This is a genomic window from Niveispirillum sp. CC-CTL257 (assembly GCF_059489915.1).
Genome location: NZ_JCAJXE010000003.1, coordinates 23,317 through 40,380 on the forward strand (window position 1 = coordinate 23,317; position 17,064 = coordinate 40,380).

Here is a 17,064-nt window from a genome sequence, read left to right on the forward strand (position 1 = left end):
GGGAGGGTTCAATTGGGACAGCGTGTGGCCATTTACTGCCGCGTGTCCACGGCCGATCAGTCCTGCGAACGGCAGGAGCGGGATCTGCTGACCCTGACCATGCGGGCGGGGTATGAGGTCGTCGGTGTCTACAAGGAAACCGGGTCGGGCGCCAAGCTGGATCGGGCGGAGCGGAAGAAGGTGATGGCGCTGGCCCAGGCGCGGCAGATCGATGCCGTGCTGGTCACAGAACTGTCGCGCTGGGGCCGCAGCACCATGGACCTGCTGCACACGCTGCGGGAACTGGAGGCCCGCCGCGTGTCGCTGATCGCGATGAGCGGCATGGCATTCGACCTGGGCACTGCCACCGGTCGCATGCTGGCCACCGTCCTGGCCGGCATTGCGGAGTTCGAGCGCGATCTGCTGTGTGAACGGGTCCGATCTGGCCTCGCCGCCGCCAGGGCGAGGGGCAGGGTGCTGGGGCGCAGGCCGGGACAGCGGCCCAAGTCCGACCGGTTGGCACCAAAGGTGCTGGCCCTGGTCGCCGCAGGGCGCAGCTATCGGCTGATCGGCAGAGAACTGGGGCTTAGCAAGAACACGGTGGCGGAGATCGTCAAGCGGGACAGGGATACGAAGTGATTTTTTAAATGAAACCGGCCTGGATTTCAGTCCCAACATCCTGCTCATTCTCGCTCATACTGGGCAGCTGGTTGATTGAGACGGAATTCAAATGGTCTCTCGACCGGCAGGAGGTTCAGCTGTAGTGCGGTCTCGTTCAGGTCTCCCAACCAGTTAGTATAGCTGACGAGACGTGAACGGCGTATCTTACTGTTTCGGAACCGCATACAAGCGATGATTATGCGAAGGCGGCTGAAAACACCACGCGGCTGGGCGGCTTGAAATCAGGCGTTCATGGCCTTTGTGAACCTATCGCCGAACAGGACGGCCATTTGTGCCTTGGCCGCCGTCCATTCACGTGCTGGCGTTTTCCACTCTTTCTCGGCCCTGTTCAAGACCAGGAACAGCAGTTTCAGCGCCGCGTCGTCATTGGGGAAATGGCCCCTGGCGCGGACGGCGCGTCGGAGCTTTGAGTTCAGGGCTTCGATGGCGTTTGTTGCATAGAGTATGCGACTGACCTCGCGCGGAAAGGCAAAGAACGGGATGACTTCCTGCCAGGCCCGGCGCCAGGCCTTGCCGATAGCCTCATATTCCCGGCCCCAGGGGCTTTGCTCGAATGCGGCCAGCGCCTTCTCCGCCTCCTTGTCGTCCAAAGCGTCGTATTGGTTCCACTGTCAGTCATTCCGGCGACACATGGTCAGGAAGGTACCCGTTGGGTGACCCGATCCCGACCGAAGGTCGATGGCATCGCCTGTCCCTGGTTGATCCGACGCTTCCTGGATCCGGATGCCGTCTTCCTGTTCTTTACGGTACAGGAGGTCGGCGGTGTCGCCGAGCGGTTCGCCGCCACGCCCTTCGATGCGGAGGACTTGGAGTGGAACCTCCAGGGCAAGTCCAACATGGCCATGGAGGCGATGTGCGAAGAGGCGGGCATCAGCTTCCTATCCGGTGACCTGATCGGTGGCTGGATCGAAGTACCCGAACATGCAATCCGTCGCACACTGGCCGATTTCCAGCGTTGAGCGTCACTCCTGTGCCAACAGACCTGCCGGCCACCGAACCCACCGGTTCCAATTGTAACAGCACCGGCAAGTGAACATTTTCCCATGGCACTTCTCGCGGGTCCAGCCAGTATGAAGTGGCGCAGTTTGCGCCAGAAGGGAGGCCTCGCCCTCAGTCAACCTCTCATTGTGGCTGCGACCTCCTGTTTTCACAGTGTGCTGCGATTGAGGCGCAAGGCATTGCCAACAACGCTGACTGATGACAAAGCCATGGCTGCTGCGGCAATGACAGGCGACAGCAGGACACCGAAGAATGGATAAAGCAAGCCCGCCGCCACCGGCACGCCGGCAATATTGTAGATGAAGGCAAGGAACAGGTTCTGCCGGATATTCGCCATGGTCGCCTGAGAAAGCCGGCGGGCCCGGACAATGCCCGTCAGGTCGCCCTTCAATAGCGTGACACCGGCGCTTTCAATGGCGACATCTGTCCCCGACCCCATGGCGATGCCAACGTCGGCTGCCGCCAGAGCCGGCGCATCATTGACCCCGTCACCCGCCATGGCCACGACCTTGCCTGCCCGTTTCAGCCTTTCCACGACGGCACTTTTGCCGTCGGGCAGCACTTCGGCCTCCACCTCCGTGATGTCCAGCCGGCGCGCCACAGCCTCGGCGGTGGTCCGATTGTCGCCGGTCAGCATGACGACGGCGATACCCGCCGCCCGCAACGCAGCCAGGGCTTCGGGCGTGGTCTGCTTGACAGGGTCCGCGATGGCGAAGATGCCGGCCACGATGCCATCGACCGCGATGAAGATCGCCGTTGCGCCGTCGCGGCGCAGGGCATCGGCGTCCGCATCCAGCGCGGCACTGGAGATGCTGATTTCATCCAGGAAACGGGAATTGCCCAGAGCGATCCGTTTCCCCTCCACCGTGCCGACAGCCCCTTTGCCGGTGGGACTGTCGAAATCCATGACCGTCGGGATCGCCAGACCACGTGCCTCCGCCGCCTGGACGATCGCCAGCGCCAGGGGATGTTCCGATGCACGCTCCACCCCCGCCGCCAACCGAAGCACCGTATCCTCCGTCTGCCCGGGAACCGTGACTATGGCCGTGACGGCCGGCTTGCCTTCCGTCAGAGTTCCCGTCTTGTCGACGATCAAGGTATCGATTTTCTCCATTCGCTCCAGCGCCTCGGCGCTGCGGATCAGCACGCCCATTCCGGCGCCGCGTCCGATGCCGACCATGATCGACATGGGAGTTGCCAGACCTAGCGCGCAGGGACAAGCGATGATCAGCACGGACACAGCCGCAATCAGGCCATGGGCAAGTCTTGGCTCTGGTCCCCACACGGCCCAGATCAGAAAGGAAATCAGCGCCACCAGCAGCACAACAGGGACGAACCAGCCTGAAATCTGATCGGCTATGCGTTGGATCGGGGCGCGGGAACGCTGCGCGTCGGCCACCATCTGCACGATCCGCGACAGCATGGTATCGCGCCCCACCTTCTCCGCGCGCACAATCAGCGCACCGCTCTGGTTCAGCGTACCGCCGATGACCGCGTCGCCCGCGGCCTTGGTGACGGGCAGGGATTCACCGGTCACCAGAGATTCATCCACGGCTGACCGCCCCTCTTCCACCGTGGCATCAACGGGAACCTTTTCGCCGGGTCGCACGCGCAGGCGGTCGCCCACCACGATGTCGGCCAGCGGCACTTCTTCCTCTCCGCCATCGGCCCGCAGCAGCCTTGCCGTCTTCGGTGCCAGGGCAAGGAGGGCCTTAATGGCGCCAGATGTCTGCTCGCGGGCCCGCAGCTCCAGCACCTGTCCCAGAAGCACCAGCACTGTGATCACGGACGCCGCTTCGAAATAGACGGCAACCGCCCCCTCTGCATCCCTGAAGGCGTCGGGAAAGACAGACGGCATGAGCGTCGCCAGCACGCTGTAAGCCCAGGCCACGCCTGTTCCCATGGCGATCAGGGTGAACATGTTGAGGTTGCGCGTGCGCAGAGAGGCCCATCCCCTTTGGAAGAACGGCCACCCCGCCCACAGTACGACCGGCGTCGCCAGTGCAAACTGTATCCATATCGAGGCATGCAGCGGCAGCAGATGATGCAGGCCCGGGAAGAGGTGCCCGCCCATCTCCAGAAGGAAAACCGGCAAAGTCAGGCCCAGACCGATCCAGAAGCGCCTTGTCATATCCCGAAGCTCAAGACTGGGACCCGTGCCGGTGCCCGCCACCAATGGTTCCAGCGCCATGCCGCAGATCGGGCAGGTACCGGGATGATCCTGGCGGATTTCCGGGTGCATCGGGCAGGTGAAGATGGTGCCCGGTGCCGCTGCCTGCGCCGCCACATGTCCGGCCACATACCGACCGGGCTCCGATAGGAACTTCGTGCGGCAAGCCGCGCTGCAGAAGTGATATTCCTGCCCGTTATAGTGGGCATGATGGGCGACAGCCGCCGGTTCGACGGTCATACCGCAAACGGGGTCCTTTACCGCGCCCGCCGACTGCCGCTGCCCGTCACCTTTTGCATGCCCATGGTGGTGGTGATGTGCATCATGTGATTGGGTCATGATCGTTCTCCTGAAGTCGGATCAAGGCTGGCGACGCTCAAACAAAATGGTCCGTCCCGGCGTGAAAAGCAGAATGTCGTAGGGTTCGACCGTGCCAGTCTCCATGCCGGGCGCACCCTGCGGCATGCCGGGCACTGCCAGGCCGATCGCCTGCGGCCGTTCCTTCAGCAGCCGTTTGATCGCATCGGCGGGGACATGGCCCTCCAGCACATATCCCTCCACCTCGCCGGTGTGGCAGGAGGCCAGCGAGGGTGTTACACCCAGCCTGGATTTCACAGCGTCCATCGCGTCGGTCACCGTCACATCCACGGCAAAACCGGCGGTCCGCATATGATCCACCCAGGCACCGCAGCACCCGCAGGTCGGCGACTTCCAGACCTTCATCCGGGGCTGTGCGGCGGTGGCGGCCGGCAAACCAGTAAGATGCAGGCCGGCAAGGAACACAAGAAAATCCCTGCGCTTCATGACAATCTTCCCTCCTGTCAACCCGCTGTTACCAAGCGATCTCCATCTGCCTTCAGCACCCGAAATCATCATAGGCAATCTGATCGCGAGAGACGCCGGCCTTGCGCAGCATTTCCAAGGTCGCCTTCAGCATAGCCGGTGGCCCGCAGATCAGAAAATCACAGTATTTGAGATCGCGATGGCGGGACAGATACTGGTTGCGCACGACATCGTGGATCATGCCTTTGGGCCCCTTCCAGCCATCGGCCAGGTCCGGGTCCGACAGGGCGACGGTCCAGGTGAAGCCGCCATGTTGCTGCTGCAACCGTTCGAACTCCTCCCGATAGAGGATATCGCGGGCCGCGCGCGCGCCGTACCAGAAGGAGATGCGGCGCGTCGTTTTCTTGCGCAACAGCTCGTCGCGGATGATGGCCCGCAGCGGGGCCATTCCGGCGCCGCCGCCGATCACCACCAGTTCACGATTGCTGTCGCTGGCAGCAAAGCTTCCAAACGGTCCGAATATCTGGACATCATCGCCAGGACGCAGGCCGAACATGAAGGCGGAACCCGCGCCGCACGGCAGGGCGGCAGGATCGGGAGACGGCATGAAGCGGACATTCAGCACCAGTTCGTCCGGCAGTTCACCGGGGAAGGTCGCCATGGAATAGGACCGGCGGATGCCACCCTGATGGCTCAGAACATCCGGCAGCCCGAGGCGCTGCCAATCCCCCTGCCATCCTTCGGGCACCTCGAACCGGTCAGGCCCTGTCGCGTAGGCCGGCACAGCCACCTGGATGAACTGCCCGGCATGGTAGGCGGGTGCCGCACCATCGGGCAGGCGCAGCCGGATCTCCTTGATCAGGGGGCTGAGATAGCGGACGCTGCCGACCTTCGCGGCATATCCGCGGCTGTGCAGGGCTTCCTCCGGCACGGTGACCACAGCATCCGCCGTCACAGCATGGCGGCAGGCCAGGCGATGCCCCCGCTCCAATTGCTGTTTCGGTATGTGCAGACGGTCGGCATCGGTAACCGGTACCTCACGCGACAATGTCACCCGGCACAGACCGCAACTGCCCCCGCCCCCACAATTGGAGGGCAGCACCACCCCCACACCCGCCAGCGCGTCGAAATAGGTTGCCCCCTCCAGCAGGTCCTGTGTGCGGCTGTAGCCTGAACTTGTTCGCAAGGTCACAGCCACACCCTGCCCGCGCAGGCGCCGGAAATGCCGGGCAAGGTTGAAATCATGGCGGCCGAAGCTGTCATAGACCAGGAACAGGCCGGAGACCGACAGCCACAGGGCCGCCACCGCCGCCAGGATGATCAGCGGATGATTGAAACTCTCCCGCTCTGTATAATCCATGATATGCAGCATCCAGGCGATATCCCAGAGCCGCCAACTGTCATTGCGCCGTTCCAGGATGCGCCCGGTCGCCGCAGAGACATAAAGCGTTGTGTTGTCGGCGTCCGCAAAGGCAACCCGCCATATCGGCCCCTCATGCTTGCGGGTTTCCAGGTTCGGGCCGGCCAGACGCTCGACACCGGCGATGTCGGCGGTTCCCGCATAATCCTGCCGGGCGATGTCGCGCGCCAGTCGTTCGGTGATCTCGACCCGCGATCCATCGGTCGCCGACAGAAGGCGCACACCATGGGCGGTATGCACCTCATAGACGAAGCTCCCGGCCAGCGGTCGAAGACGCAGGGCGTTGACCGGGCCCGCCAGCCTGTCCTTCATCTCGGCCAACGACAGAGACGGCGCCTCGGCCGGCAATATTGAAGGAGTGACGCCGCGCCGCGTATGCTCGCCGCTGACGGCATGGTGGTCGATCAGGGCCATGGCCGCCCCGCTCAACGCCCAGAGCGCGAACTGGACGCCCATCAGCAGCCCGACCCATTTGTGGAACCAACGGAATGTCTGAAGCATCGCGGCTCCCCTCAACGCGCGGCGGCCGCGCGGCGGCGGCGGAAACTGTAGAAAAGCAGCCAGACGCCGCTGATCATGACGATGGAGGCGGCAATCGTGGCCGCCCGGACCAGCGGGTTGTTCACATCCTCGCGCTCCGCATAATCCATGATGTGGAACATCCAGACGAAATCGAAGGTGCGCCAGAGATTGTGCCGGCGGGCCAGCAGGTCGCCAGTCACGGGTGAAAGATAGAGCGTGTGGTCGTTCCAGCCTTCGAACCGCACCTGCCAGACCGGCGCGGCGCGGCCCCGGATCTCCGATGGCGTCTCCGCCAGCAGGGTGACGGAACCGACCGCTGCCTTGCCTTTATAGAGTGTGCGGGCCACATCTTCCGCTTCCCTGTCGGAAAGCGGCAGGCGCTCCGTGCCGGTCACGGCATTGACCAGCGCGACGCCGCCGCCATGCTCCACCACGTAATGCGGTTCATTGAGCAGCGACTTCAGCCGGACGGAGCGGATATCGCCATAGGCCTGCCGGACCTGGTTGATGTCCACGCGCACCCGGTCCAGGGCCAGGGGCTGCTGGGGGCCGTGCAGATGGACGAAATGGTCGCCATGGATGATCTCGATGGGAACGACGACCATGTAAAGACCGCTGACGGCCCAGATCAGGGCCTGAATTCCGATCAGCAGGGCCAGCCATTTATGCGTCTTCCGGGCAATGGAAGCGGGGCGCATTCATGCCTCCAGAACAGTGTGAAGGATACCCGCCGCCCCGCCCGGGTGGAGCGAGGCGGCGGACACAGGATCAGAAACTGTAGGTCAGGCGGACATAGCCCCGACGCCCGAGCAGGTCATAGGTCATGGTATCGGTATTGCCATCCGTCCAGCTTTTGATGAAGGGCGCATCCCGGTCGAACAGATTGTCGATGCCCACCGCGACACGGGCACCGTCCACCACCTCATAGCTGGCCTGGAGATTGTGGTAGAAGACATTGGGAGTGCGATAGCCGATCTCGGTCGGGGCCGCGTTGAAATCGGTCGCCTTGCCGATCCACTGCACCGACCAGGTGGCGTTCCACTTCTCGTCCGACACCGTGCCGGACAGGGTGGAGCGCCAGTGCGGGAAGCCGCCATTGCCGCCGCCGATATGCCCGTCGAAGATGATCGGGGCCGCCCCCTGGAACGGGGTGATGGTATATTTGTCCAGCCAGGTGGCATTCCAGTCCAGCGCCACGCCAAGATCGGCCAGTTCGAACTGGTACAGCAGGCCGAAATCGACGCCGCGCATCTTTTCCCGGCCGGTATTCACCGGTTGGGCCGACAGGAAGTTGATTTCCCCGGTCAGCGTGTTGCGCGTGAAATGCTGCGACCCACAGAACGGATGGTTCAGGCCCGCCGCATTGTAGCAGACTGACAGCTTCGTCGATCCGGGGATGGAGCGGATGGCATCCTTGATGCGGATATCGAACAGGTCGGCCGTCAGGGTCAGGCCATCCGCGAATTCCGGCTGGATCACCGTACCGATGGTGAAGCTGTCGGAGGTCTCGGGCTTGAGGTCGCTGTTGCCGCCCACCGTGGTCAGGATGGTGTTACCCAACTGGCGGAAGCCGGCGGGTACGCCGCTGGCCCGGCAATTGGCCGCTACGGTGGAGGTCGCCGGCAGGGCGGCGTAGTTGGAACAGGGATCGGTGGTGGTCAGGTTGCCTTCCGACACGCCGCCGAACAGTTCCGGCACATTGGGAATGCGGAAGGCCGTACCATAGGTGGCGCGCAGCCGTACACCGTCGATGACCTGCCAGTCCAGGCCGGCCTTGTAATTGTCGGCGCTGCCGAACAGGTCATAGTCGGAATAGCGGGCGGCCGCGTTCAGTTCCAGCCGCCGGGCGAAGGGCAGATCGGATAGCAGCGGAACCTGGAGTTCCAGATAGGCCTCCTTGGCCTTCACCCGGCCGGCGATCGGGTCCTGCTGATTGGTGTTGGCGATGCCCAGCACGGTCAGCGCATCGGGATCGCGCCAGCCCTTGTCCTTGCGCCAGGCCACGCCCGTGGCGAAGCCGACATTACCGGCCGGCAGTTCGAACAGCGACCCGCTCAGGTCGAAAGTGCCGCTGATCTGCTCGTTCCCGCCGCTGTCGCGGCTGGTATAGAGGATGTAGTCCAGGACCTGGGGTGTCAGGTCACCAGCCCCCAGATAATCGCCGCAGGGAATGGCGGCACCGGCGGCAGCACTGCAGACGGCGGAATTGAGCGTCTGGCGCACGCGGTCCAGGTTGGCGACGTTGGTCGACCCGTCCACGCCCTTGTTGCGGCCCCAGTTGAAAGCGGCCTCCCAGCGCCAGCCATTGGCGAAACGCCCGTCCAGGCCGACCACGGTGCGCCAGGTATCCACATCCTGATAGAATTCGCGCGGGCCAGGCTCAGCCAGGCGGCGGCCCTGGATGGTCAGGGTCTGGCCCGTGGGATTGGTCGGGTTGTTGGCGGCGACCGTCAGGTTGCGCAGAGTACCCGGCGTGGCGATCTGATCGGATTGCCGGTTGGTGAACATCAGTTCGGAGAACAGCCGCACCTCGTCCGACAGGTTCAGGTGGCCGAACATGTTAGCGGAAAAACGCTCGATCGGATTGACCGCATTCAGGAACGGGTTGGAGTTGAAATTATGCTTGGCCCCGGAGTAGGGCTCGTAGAAATTGCCGTTGCCGCCCGGTGTCTGGTTGAAATTGATGCTCTGGCCGTTGGGCAGCAGCGCACGGCCGCCAACGGTGGACGAGCTGCCGACGCAGACCAGTTGCCCGCCGCTTTCGCCCAGACCGCAGGGCTCCCGGTCGGCCAGATTGACCGCCTCGGACTTGTAATAGCTGAAGGTGGCGACCATCGATCCTTTGTCGCCGGACGTGCCCCAGGTCAGGTCGGCACTCTTCTCCTCGCCATCACCCTCATCGGTGATGCCATATTTGGCCGACACCTCGACCCCGTCGAAATCGGTGCGGGTAACGATGTTGACTACACCGGCCACGGCATCGGCGCCATAGATGGCCGATGCGCCATCCTTCAGCACATCAATGCGCTGAATGACCGATACCGGGATGGTGTTCAGGTCGGGCGCGGAATTGGCGCCCGTGCCGCCAGCCACGACACGGCGGCCGTTCAGCAGCACCAGGGTGCGATTGATGCCCAGGCCACGCAGATTGACCTGCGCCGTGCCATAGCCGTTATTGGCCCAATAGGCGTTGGTCTGGTTGCCCGCGAAGCCGGCGCTGGACGGCAGGCGCTGGAGCAGCGTTTCCACGCTGGTGACGCCGGTGTTCCGGATGGCCTCCGCCGTCAGGACGGTGGCCGGGCCCACGCCCGTGATGTCCTGGCGTGCAATGCGGCTGCCCGTCACCACGATCTCTTCCAAGGCGCGGCTGTCCTGCGCCTGTGCTGGCGCGGCCAGCACGCCCGTGGCGAGCGCGGTGGCAATGAAGAGGTTCCCCGTTGCTTTTGTCATGATCTGAAGTCCCTGTTCCAGAGAGCGAAGGACCCATGCCGTGATCCGCACCGGCGGACGCATGCGGCAAAGCGGGTCGCTCCGCTTGCAGAATCAAAGTGAATCCCCAATCCATCCGGTTCCCGCCGCGACTCGAAAAGGAGAAGCGACGTGGATATTCCTGCGGATATCGGCCCGTTTATTTTAAATATCCGGGACGTTTCCTGTTTATCGGGCTGTTTTCATGCGCAGTTTTGCTCACCACGCTGATTTATTCAGCATGCCGATGCAAAGGCTGTGCATGGCGATGATCGCAGCAAAGCCGGATTTGGATGGAGGTTTATTGCCCGGGTGGAATCCGGGCGGGATGATACGCACAAGGCGCACCTGTCCAATGTTCAACCGGCGACCGGTGGTCGAAGGTCGGGCGCATGGCGGATACCCACCATTACGGCTGCTTCCACCGGCTTGCGGCTGCTGTTCTCCGGCGCGGGCAACACCATCGCCGCGCCCGACGGCAGGCCCGCAAGCGCGGTCAGGCAATGGATCACGCCGCAGCAGGCGCCGCCATCGGTACAGTCGATGGGGCATTCCCCGTCCGCCTGCATGTCGCTGGCCATGGCCAGACGGTGATGATCCAGGCCGCGCAACGGCGCGGCCTGATCATGGCGATCTTCGATGGTGGGATAGTTGGGGACTGCGTTGGCGCTGGCCGAACCGGAAATGACGAAGACGAGCGCCATGGTCAGGACGGCAAACCCGACCAGGCACAAGCGCCGCATCATTTCCATTCTGTCCGCCAAGTCCCGCCCCCAGGCTGGATTGAACTTAGGCCAATGAGTACAAAGGGATGTTAGACTGCCACTCATGCAGCGTCAACAGCATGGATGACTTTTCCGTGACAGGCCGGTCCTTTTTGGGAAAGGACCGGCCAGCCCGGTATCAGAACCAGAACCGGATACCCGTCACGAAGGAGAGCGAACCCGGGTCCTCGCCATCGGCACGGGCCAGGCTGGCGGTGCCGCCCAGCTTGCGTTCCCAGTTGACGCCGACATAGGGGGCGAACTCCTTCACCAGTTCGTACCGCAGGCGCAGGCCCAGCGTGATGTCGGTGAAGCCGCGTCCAGTGTCCAGTTCCCGCACCCGCTGGGTCGACAGGTTCGCCTCCAAGGAAGGCTGCAGGATCAGCTTCTGGGTGATCAGCAACTCATACTCCGCCTTCACCCTCGCCGACAGGTCCCCCTCCTCGCTGATAAAGGCCTGGGCATTTACCTCGAAGAAATAGGGCGCCACGCCGTTGAGGCCGACCACGCCATAGCGGGTCTGCGGCTGAGGGCGTACATCGTACCGGATACCGGCCTGTAGGTCCCAGAATTCTGACCACATTCGGCTGTAGAGAAGCTGGAATTCCGCTTCCTCCACCCCCTCGCCAGCCGACCTCTCACCTTCGGTATTGAACCAGATCTTTTCCGTGTCGCCACCGTACCAGCCCTGTGCCTCCCATTTCAGGACATTGCGCCCGTCCTGCCAGCGGTTTTCCAACTGATCCACCTTGAAGGTGCCGATCAGGGGCAGGTGGTCATGGCTGGGCACATGCGCATGGTCGTCGGCCGCTTGCGCGCCGGAAACGCCCAGCACCAGAAGGACGGCCAGGGCCGCCTGTTTGCAAAACGCGTTCATGGCTTGCCCCCTTCTCAAAGGCTCGCGGTCTTCGGGGAGACGATGAAGCGCGTCATCATCCCCGAGGCCATGTGATAGAGCAGGTGGCAATGGAAGGGCCATTCGCCGGGCTCGTCCGCCGTGAGTTGCACGGATGTCGATTGGCCCGGCGGCACCAGGACGACATGCTTTCTGGGCATGCGGTCGGTCTGGCCATTCTCCAACTCCATGAACATGCCGTGCAGATGCATCGGATGCGCCATCATGGTCGTGTTCACAAAGCGGATGCGTACGCGGTCACCATAAGCAACGCGGATCGGCTCGCCCTGGTCGAACTTCTGCCCGTTCAAGGTCCAGATGTAACGCGACATCATGCCAGTCAGTTGCACCTCGATTTCATGCGTCGGCTGGCGCAGGTCCTTGGATTTGGTCAGGGATTTCAGATCGTCGTAAGACAACGCCTTCATCCCCATGGGCGTGGCGGCATCGGCCCAACCCAGCGGTCGTCCCTGGCTGGCCGCCGTCATGTCACCATGGTTCATCCCCGCCATGCTGGCATGGTTCATCGCGCCAGGAACCATTCCCGGCATGTCCCCGTGACCCATCGCTCCATGGTCCATGCCGCCGGATCCTTGGCTCATGGTACTATGGTCCATGGAACCTTCGGCCATACCGGCATGGGCCATGCCCATATCCGCCATGGTCAGGATGGTGCGGGGACGCAGTTCCGGGATCGCCCCAACCATGCCTTCTGTCACGGCCAGGGTGGCACGGGCATAGCCGCTGCGGTCGATCGGCTCGGCCAGGAAGGTAAACGGCTTGTCCCCATCCGGCATCACGATGACATCATAGGTTTCGCCCACGCCAAAGCGGAACTCGTCCACCTTCACGGGCATCACATTCTGCCCGTCGGCTGCGACCACGGTCATGGACAGGCCGGGGATGCGCACATCGAAGATGCTCATCGCCGAGCCGTTGATGATACGCAGCCGCACCCGCTCGCCCGGCTTGTAAAGGGCAGTCCAATTGTCCTGGGGCCCCTTGCCGTTGATCAGGAACTGGTAACCGGTCACGTCCGCCAGATCGGTGGCATCCATGCGCATGTCGCCCCAGTCGAGCCGGTCGCGGATGGTTGCCTTCAGCCCTTCGCGCTCCGCATCCTTGAAGAAGTCGGACAGGGTGCGCTTGCCCCTATTGTAGTAGCCTTCGCTGACCTTCAGGTTGCGCAGCACCGTTTCCGGCTTCTGCGCCGTATGGTCGGACAGGAAGACCACGTAGTCGCGGTCGGCACGCACCGGTTCCTTGCCCGCCGGATCAATGATGATGGCGCCATACATGCCTTCCTGTTCCTGGGACGCTGAATGGCTGTGATACCAGTAGGTGCCGGCCTGACGCAGCTGGAACCGGTAGGTATAGGTCTGGCCTGGGCGGATCGGCTCGAACCCGTTGAAGCCGGGCGACCCGTCCATCACCCCCTCCAGCAACAGCCCGTGCCAGTGGATGGAGGTGGGTTCGTCCAGGCGGTTGGTGATATGGATCACCACCTCTTCCCCCTCGCGCCAACGCAGCGTGGGGGCGGGAACGGACCCGCCGATGGCGATGGCGCGGGTCGTGATCCCGTCCACGGTGATCCGGGTACGCTCCACCGCCAGTTCCAATGCCGGACCAGCGGCTGCGAAGCTCCGGCGACCGGGCAGTATGCTCACCACGCCTGCGGCACTGGCCAGACGCAACGCATCGCGGCGGGAAAGGCCGCTTGCTTGGTTGTTCATGCCTGCCTCCGTCATTTGGCGACGCTGATCTTGCCGACCATGCCGGCTTCGTAATGACCAGGAATGTTGCAGGCAAATTCCAGCGTGGTGGCGTCGCCGAAGGTCCAGACCAGTTCACCGGTCTTGCCCGGCTCCACCAGAATGCTATTGGGATCATCATGTTCCATATGGTTCATTCCCATAGCGGAATGATCCATCTTCGCCCCGTCTTTGTTAAGGCCGGTGGCTGTCAGCATGCCTTGATCGACCATCATCGCCATCATCTTCTGATGCTCGGCGTGACCGGCAGGCGTGCCGATATTGAATTCGTGCAGGAACTCGCCCTTGTTGACGATAACGAAGCGAACGGTCTCACCGGCTTTCACAGTAAGCGCCTCTTGGCTGAAGAAGTTATCGCCCAGTTCGATGGGGACGGTTCGCGTCGTCACCGTAGCCTTGCCCGGCTGTCCGATGGCAGCGGGGCTGGGCGAAGAATGGCCTTGATGGGCGCCATGGTCCATTTGCGCCATAGCCGTGCCAGGCAGTGTCAGCAGGCTGAAGCCGGCGACCAGCGCCGCGCGCAGCGTGTCGGAGATGCGGTTCATGTTCAGCAATCCTTTTGGTCGTGCCGCCGCGCCAAGCGCACGCGGCATCGTTATTCGTCGCCATGAGTTTCATAAGCGAGACCAGCCATACCGGTACGGATGCTGACAGTTACTCCGTCCGCGATAGGACAGCGTATGGTCGCAAGCATCGTGGATGTCTGGCTGGGCCATGTCCGCTTTCCGATGCGGACAGGATGAAGCTGTTTCGCGCCGTCAATGGTGCGAGGAACAGCTCAAAGGCCAAGTCGGGGCGGGCGCCGCAAGGGGGAAACCGACCGTCCAGCCATCATACTGTCAGCAGGTGCCCGCAGTCGCAGCGTTTCCCATCCAACCCCACTGAAGCCAAGACCGGGGGCGGGCAGCATTGTCGCCATGCCACAGGCGAAAAGGCAACAATTCGGCGCGCCAGAACCTGACGCGTCGAATTGAGCATCCTGCCCATCTCGCGTACTCGTATGGTCTTCATGGGCATGTTGTGCGTGCGTCTGGTTATCCACATGATGGACCGCCATCGCTGTCGTTGATGAAGTATCCGACTGGCCTGCCATTGCCATATGCGCACCATAGCCACCCAAGCCCCCCAAACTCATGAGGGCGCTGATGAGCACGGCAGCCATGTAGCGTGGAATGGACATGTCTGTTCGCAACAGCTAACACTGTGACACTACGTGATTAAATTATCATATCCAGGAGTGAGATAGCAAGGACACCTGAGCCCTCTGTCTGACTTCAGAAATGTCGAAGTGGTACGGGACGCCATGAAAAAGGGGCGCCCACCTTTGCAGATGGACGCCCCCCGGCTACTCAAAAGGTCATCAAAGACCGTTCAGCAGCAATCGCCACCGGCACCGCAGCAGGCCAGGACCAGATCGCAGCAGGTCTCCATTGCCTGCACAACGACGTCGGGGGCCGCAGCATAGGCGGTGGCCGTACCGACCAGAAAAGTGGCCACGGCGAGAAGAGCAAAACGCTTCATCTTCATTCTCCAGTTTCAAACATTGAAGTCGCAAATGATCAGGCAGCCTCACCCGCGGGGAGGGGGATCATCGACGTGGACTTGCCCTGGAAAAGTGGAGAGCCATCATCCTAAAATTTGGGTCTGATGGAGGTGACGATGGTTCGTGTGAAGCAAGAGAAGATCACGGCTGAATTCAAGCAGGAGGCGCTACGGATTCTGTCGACCAGTGGGCGGACGGTTGGTCAAGTGGCGGCAGATCTTGGGCTGGGGAAGTCGACGCTGCAGCGTTGGAAGACGCATGTGACAGAGGCGGAATTGCTGTCTGGTCCGCATCCGGATCTGGAGAAGGAACTGACACGGCTTCGGCATGAGAACAAGATTCTGCGGCAAGAACGAGATCTATTAAAAAACGCGGCGGCCTTCTTCGCCCGAGAGACAAGTCGATGATCTACCAGCTCATCGACGCGAAGAAGGCCGAAATTCCGGTTGGCCGGAGCTGTCAGTTACTGAATGTGAGCAGCAGCGGTTATTATGCATGGGCGCGGCGGCGGCCCAGTCTACGGCAATATGCTGACATGGTTCTGCTGGCGCATGTTCGTCAGCAGTTCGAATTGTCGCATGAAACATACGGAAGCCCGCGGATGCATGCGGAGTTGAAAGCAGCCGGTCTGTCCTGCGGACGGCACCGGATTGCCCGATTGATGCGGGATAACGGTTTGAAAGCCTTGATGAAACGCCGATACAAGAAGACAACCGACAGCGCCCATGGCGGGCCTGTGGCTCCCAACTTACTGGATCAGGATTTCAGCGTCGAGGGTCCGAACCGCAAATGGGGAGTCGACATTTCCTATATTTGGACGGCGGAGGGTTGGTTGTACTTGGCCGTGGTCATCGACCTTTACTCCCGCCGTGTGGTTGGCTGGGCCGTCAGCGACCGAATGAAGAAAGACCTGGTGATATCAGCTTTACAGCGCGCTATCGCCATTCGCAGACCAAAGCCCGGTCTGATCCATCACTCGGACAGAGCAAGCCAATATTGTTCGGATGAGTATCAGAAAATCCTGAAAAGCCACGGCATGGAGATTTCCATGAGCGGTAGGGGGAATTGTTACGACAATGCCATGGTCGAGACCTTCTTCAAGACTTTGAAGTCTGAACTGATCTGGAGAACGGTTTTCCTTTCACGCAGGCAAGCCGAATACGCCATTGGCACATTCATCGACGGGTTCTATAATCCAAGGCGGCGGCACTCGGCATTGGGATATAAAAGCCCTGTCCTGTTCGAGCACGCTGCCTGACGGCGAGCAAATGGCTCTCCACTTTTCCAGGGCAAGTCCACTCGGAACTTCCCCCTATCGATACCTCAACAAGCGGCGCATCCTGCGGGCTCAGCAGTTGTTGCTTGATCCGCAACAGACCCTGACCGATATCGGCCTCTCTCTCGGCTTCTCCAGCCACAGCCATTTCACCAATACGTTCCGCAAGGTTACCGGCATGACTCCGTCGCAGTTCCGCAAGGACCGGCTCTGACCGTCGGCACCCGCCGGGATATTTGTCACCGGATTTGCTCTTGGGTCACCTGTCGATTTGCAGTACGGAATCGGCGGTGCTTCCGACTGAAGCATCTCAGAATACCGGCAGGAGGCGGGCTCATGAACGAACTGGACCCAGAGGTCGAAGATGACGTCCCCTGGTCGGACAGCCTCACGCCCTATGACGAGGCGCACTTCATTACCTATGTTCGGTTGCTGGATGCCGAGGCCGACGGTGCGGATTGGGGCGAGGTCGCCCGGATCGTCCTGCATCGCAACGCCATAGAGGAGCCCGACAAGACTCGACGCTGCTGGGAAAATCACCTCAAACGAGCCCGATGGATGACAACCAGCGGATACAAGCACCTGCTCATGACTAGGTCCCAATGATCCTGTTCGGTGATGTCATCGATAAATTGCCCCCGCCCGTCGTTGGGGTCGTGTCGGGCGACGGCGCCTCGGCGATACGATAAGATTCAACGCTGCCGCCGTGGCAATGACCGATGGTGCGAACCAACTCGCCACGCAGGCGGATCGAATCCGTGAATTTGCGTTCTACTTTTGTGATCCGCCGCC

The 17,064-nt window shown here is 62.0% G+C and carries 15 protein-coding genes and 1 pseudogene; 5 read left to right on the forward strand and 11 right to left on the reverse strand.

The genetic code is table 11. The features are described from left to right. Positions 1 to 12: 12 nt before the first annotated feature. The gene (locus tag ABC729_RS16940; protein WP_495608785.1) at positions 13 to 618 is read left to right on the forward strand and encodes a recombinase family protein; all 606 of its coding nucleotides are present in this window, start codon (positions 13 to 15) and stop codon (positions 616 to 618) included. A gap of 263 nt (positions 619 to 881) precedes the next feature. Here the strand turns inward: ABC729_RS16940 and ABC729_RS16945 are convergent. Then, positions 882 to 1,259, reverse strand: a pseudogene (locus tag ABC729_RS16945) (transposase); the annotation flags it as partial. Positions 1,260 to 1,313: 54 nt separating this feature from the next. On the opposite strand from ABC729_RS16945, the gene ABC729_RS16950 reads away from it, so the two are divergent. Continuing rightward, positions 1,314 to 1,619, forward strand: a complete 306-nt coding sequence (locus ABC729_RS16950) for a chromate resistance protein ChrB domain-containing protein (protein WP_495608786.1) — start codon at positions 1,314 to 1,316, stop codon at positions 1,617 to 1,619. Positions 1,620 to 1,807: 188 nt separating this feature from the next. Here the strand turns inward: ABC729_RS16950 and ABC729_RS16955 are convergent, their stop codons facing one another. From ABC729_RS16955 to ABC729_RS17000, 10 genes are all read right to left on the reverse strand, one after another. Beyond that, the gene (locus ABC729_RS16955) at positions 1,808 to 4,168 is read right to left on the reverse strand and encodes a heavy metal translocating P-type ATPase (protein WP_495608787.1); all 2,361 of its coding nucleotides are present in this window, start codon (positions 4,166 to 4,168) and stop codon (positions 1,808 to 1,810) included. Between the two features lie 21 nt (positions 4,169 to 4,189). Then, positions 4,190 to 4,633 carry a DUF411 domain-containing protein gene (locus ABC729_RS16960; protein WP_495608788.1) on the reverse strand — a complete coding sequence of 148 codons (444 nt, stop codon included), beginning with the start codon at positions 4,631 to 4,633 and terminating at the stop codon, positions 4,190 to 4,192. 52 nt (positions 4,634 to 4,685) lie between these two features. Further along, positions 4,686 to 6,533, reverse strand: coding sequence for an NADH:ubiquinone reductase (Na(+)-transporting) subunit F (nqrF, locus tag ABC729_RS16965; RefSeq protein WP_495608789.1), 1,848 nt, complete (start codon positions 6,531 to 6,533; stop codon positions 4,686 to 4,688). Positions 6,534 to 6,544: 11 nt separating this feature from the next. Next, entirely contained in the window at positions 6,545 to 7,252 is a 708-nt protein-coding gene (locus ABC729_RS16970; RefSeq protein WP_495608790.1) for a PepSY domain-containing protein, read from the reverse strand. Between the two features lie 70 nt (positions 7,253 to 7,322). Beyond that, positions 7,323 to 10,004, reverse strand: a complete 2,682-nt coding sequence (locus tag ABC729_RS16975; RefSeq protein WP_495608791.1) for a TonB-dependent receptor — start codon at positions 10,002 to 10,004, stop codon at positions 7,323 to 7,325. Between the two features lie 377 nt (positions 10,005 to 10,381). Next, positions 10,382 to 10,768 (reverse strand): hypothetical protein, encoded by a 387-nt coding sequence (locus ABC729_RS16980; protein ID WP_495608792.1) that lies wholly within the window; start codon positions 10,766 to 10,768, stop codon positions 10,382 to 10,384. A gap of 157 nt (positions 10,769 to 10,925) precedes the next feature. Continuing rightward, complete coding sequence (locus ABC729_RS16985; RefSeq protein WP_495608793.1) at positions 10,926 to 11,663, reverse strand: copper resistance protein B; 738 nt, start codon at positions 11,661 to 11,663, stop codon at positions 10,926 to 10,928. A gap of 14 nt (positions 11,664 to 11,677) precedes the next feature. Further along, positions 11,678 to 13,414: a copper resistance system multicopper oxidase gene (locus tag ABC729_RS16990; protein WP_495608794.1), complete on the reverse strand. Its 1,737-nt coding sequence runs from the start codon at positions 13,412 to 13,414 to the stop codon at positions 11,678 to 11,680. A gap of 11 nt (positions 13,415 to 13,425) precedes the next feature. Next, on the reverse strand, positions 13,426 to 13,998 hold the full coding sequence (locus ABC729_RS16995) for a cupredoxin domain-containing protein (protein WP_495608795.1): 573 nt from the start codon (positions 13,996 to 13,998) through the stop codon (positions 13,426 to 13,428). 826 nt (positions 13,999 to 14,824) lie between these two features. Continuing rightward, positions 14,825 to 14,974: a hypothetical protein gene (locus ABC729_RS17000; RefSeq protein WP_416621613.1), complete on the reverse strand. Its 150-nt coding sequence runs from the start codon at positions 14,972 to 14,974 to the stop codon at positions 14,825 to 14,827. A gap of 138 nt (positions 14,975 to 15,112) precedes the next feature. Between ABC729_RS17000 and ABC729_RS17005 the strand changes: the two genes are divergently transcribed. The 3 genes from ABC729_RS17005 to ABC729_RS17015 all read left to right on the forward strand — a co-directional run bounded on the left by ABC729_RS17005 (position 15,113) and on the right by ABC729_RS17015 (position 16,878). Beyond that, positions 15,113 to 16,254, forward strand: a protein-coding gene (locus ABC729_RS17005) for an IS3 family transposase (RefSeq protein WP_495608796.1) whose coding sequence is annotated in 2 segments (ribosomal slippage) — positions 15,113 to 15,389 and positions 15,389 to 16,254 — 1,143 coding nt in all. Because the reading frame shifts where the segments join, the coding sequence is not laid out codon by codon here. Between the two features lie 10 nt (positions 16,255 to 16,264). Then, positions 16,265 to 16,486, forward strand: a complete 222-nt coding sequence (locus ABC729_RS17010) for a helix-turn-helix transcriptional regulator (RefSeq protein ID WP_495608797.1) — start codon at positions 16,265 to 16,267, stop codon at positions 16,484 to 16,486. Positions 16,487 to 16,608: 122 nt separating this feature from the next. Continuing rightward, the gene (locus ABC729_RS17015; protein WP_495608798.1) at positions 16,609 to 16,878 is read left to right on the forward strand and encodes a DNA -binding domain-containing protein; all 270 of its coding nucleotides are present in this window, start codon (positions 16,609 to 16,611) and stop codon (positions 16,876 to 16,878) included. Positions 16,879 to 17,064 lie beyond the last annotated feature (186 nt).

Bases quoted from the DNA above. Each gene is read 5' to 3' on its own strand.
- ABC729_RS16955 (WP_495608787.1), bottom strand. From the start codon at position 4,168: ATGACCCAATCACATGATGCACATCACCACCACCATGGGCATGCAAAA.
- ABC729_RS16960 (WP_495608788.1), bottom strand. From the start codon at position 4,633: ATGAAGCGCAGGGATTTTCTTGTGTTCCTTGCCGGCCTGCATCTTACT.
- nqrF (WP_495608789.1), bottom strand. From the start codon at position 6,533: ATGCTTCAGACATTCCGTTGGTTCCACAAATGGGTCGGGCTGCTGATG.
- ABC729_RS16970 (WP_495608790.1), bottom strand. From the start codon at position 7,252: ATGCGCCCCGCTTCCATTGCCCGGAAGACGCATAAATGGCTGGCCCTG.
- ABC729_RS16975 (WP_495608791.1), bottom strand. From the start codon at position 10,004: ATGACAAAAGCAACGGGGAACCTCTTCATTGCCACCGCGCTCGCCACG.
- ABC729_RS16980 (WP_495608792.1), bottom strand. From the start codon at position 10,768: ATGATGCGGCGCTTGTGCCTGGTCGGGTTTGCCGTCCTGACCATGGCG.
- ABC729_RS16985 (WP_495608793.1), bottom strand. From the start codon at position 11,663: ATGAACGCGTTTTGCAAACAGGCGGCCCTGGCCGTCCTTCTGGTGCTG.
- ABC729_RS16990 (WP_495608794.1), bottom strand. From the start codon at position 13,414: ATGAACAACCAAGCAAGCGGCCTTTCCCGCCGCGATGCGTTGCGTCTG.
- ABC729_RS16995 (WP_495608795.1), bottom strand. From the start codon at position 13,998: ATGAACCGCATCTCCGACACGCTGCGCGCGGCGCTGGTCGCCGGCTTC.
- ABC729_RS17000 (WP_416621613.1), bottom strand. From the start codon at position 14,974: ATGAAGCGTTTTGCTCTTCTCGCCGTGGCCACTTTTCTGGTCGGTACG.
- ABC729_RS17010 (WP_495608797.1), top strand. From the start codon at position 16,265: ATGGCTCTCCACTTTTCCAGGGCAAGTCCACTCGGAACTTCCCCCTAT.
- ABC729_RS17015 (WP_495608798.1), top strand. From the start codon at position 16,609: ATGAACGAACTGGACCCAGAGGTCGAAGATGACGTCCCCTGGTCGGAC.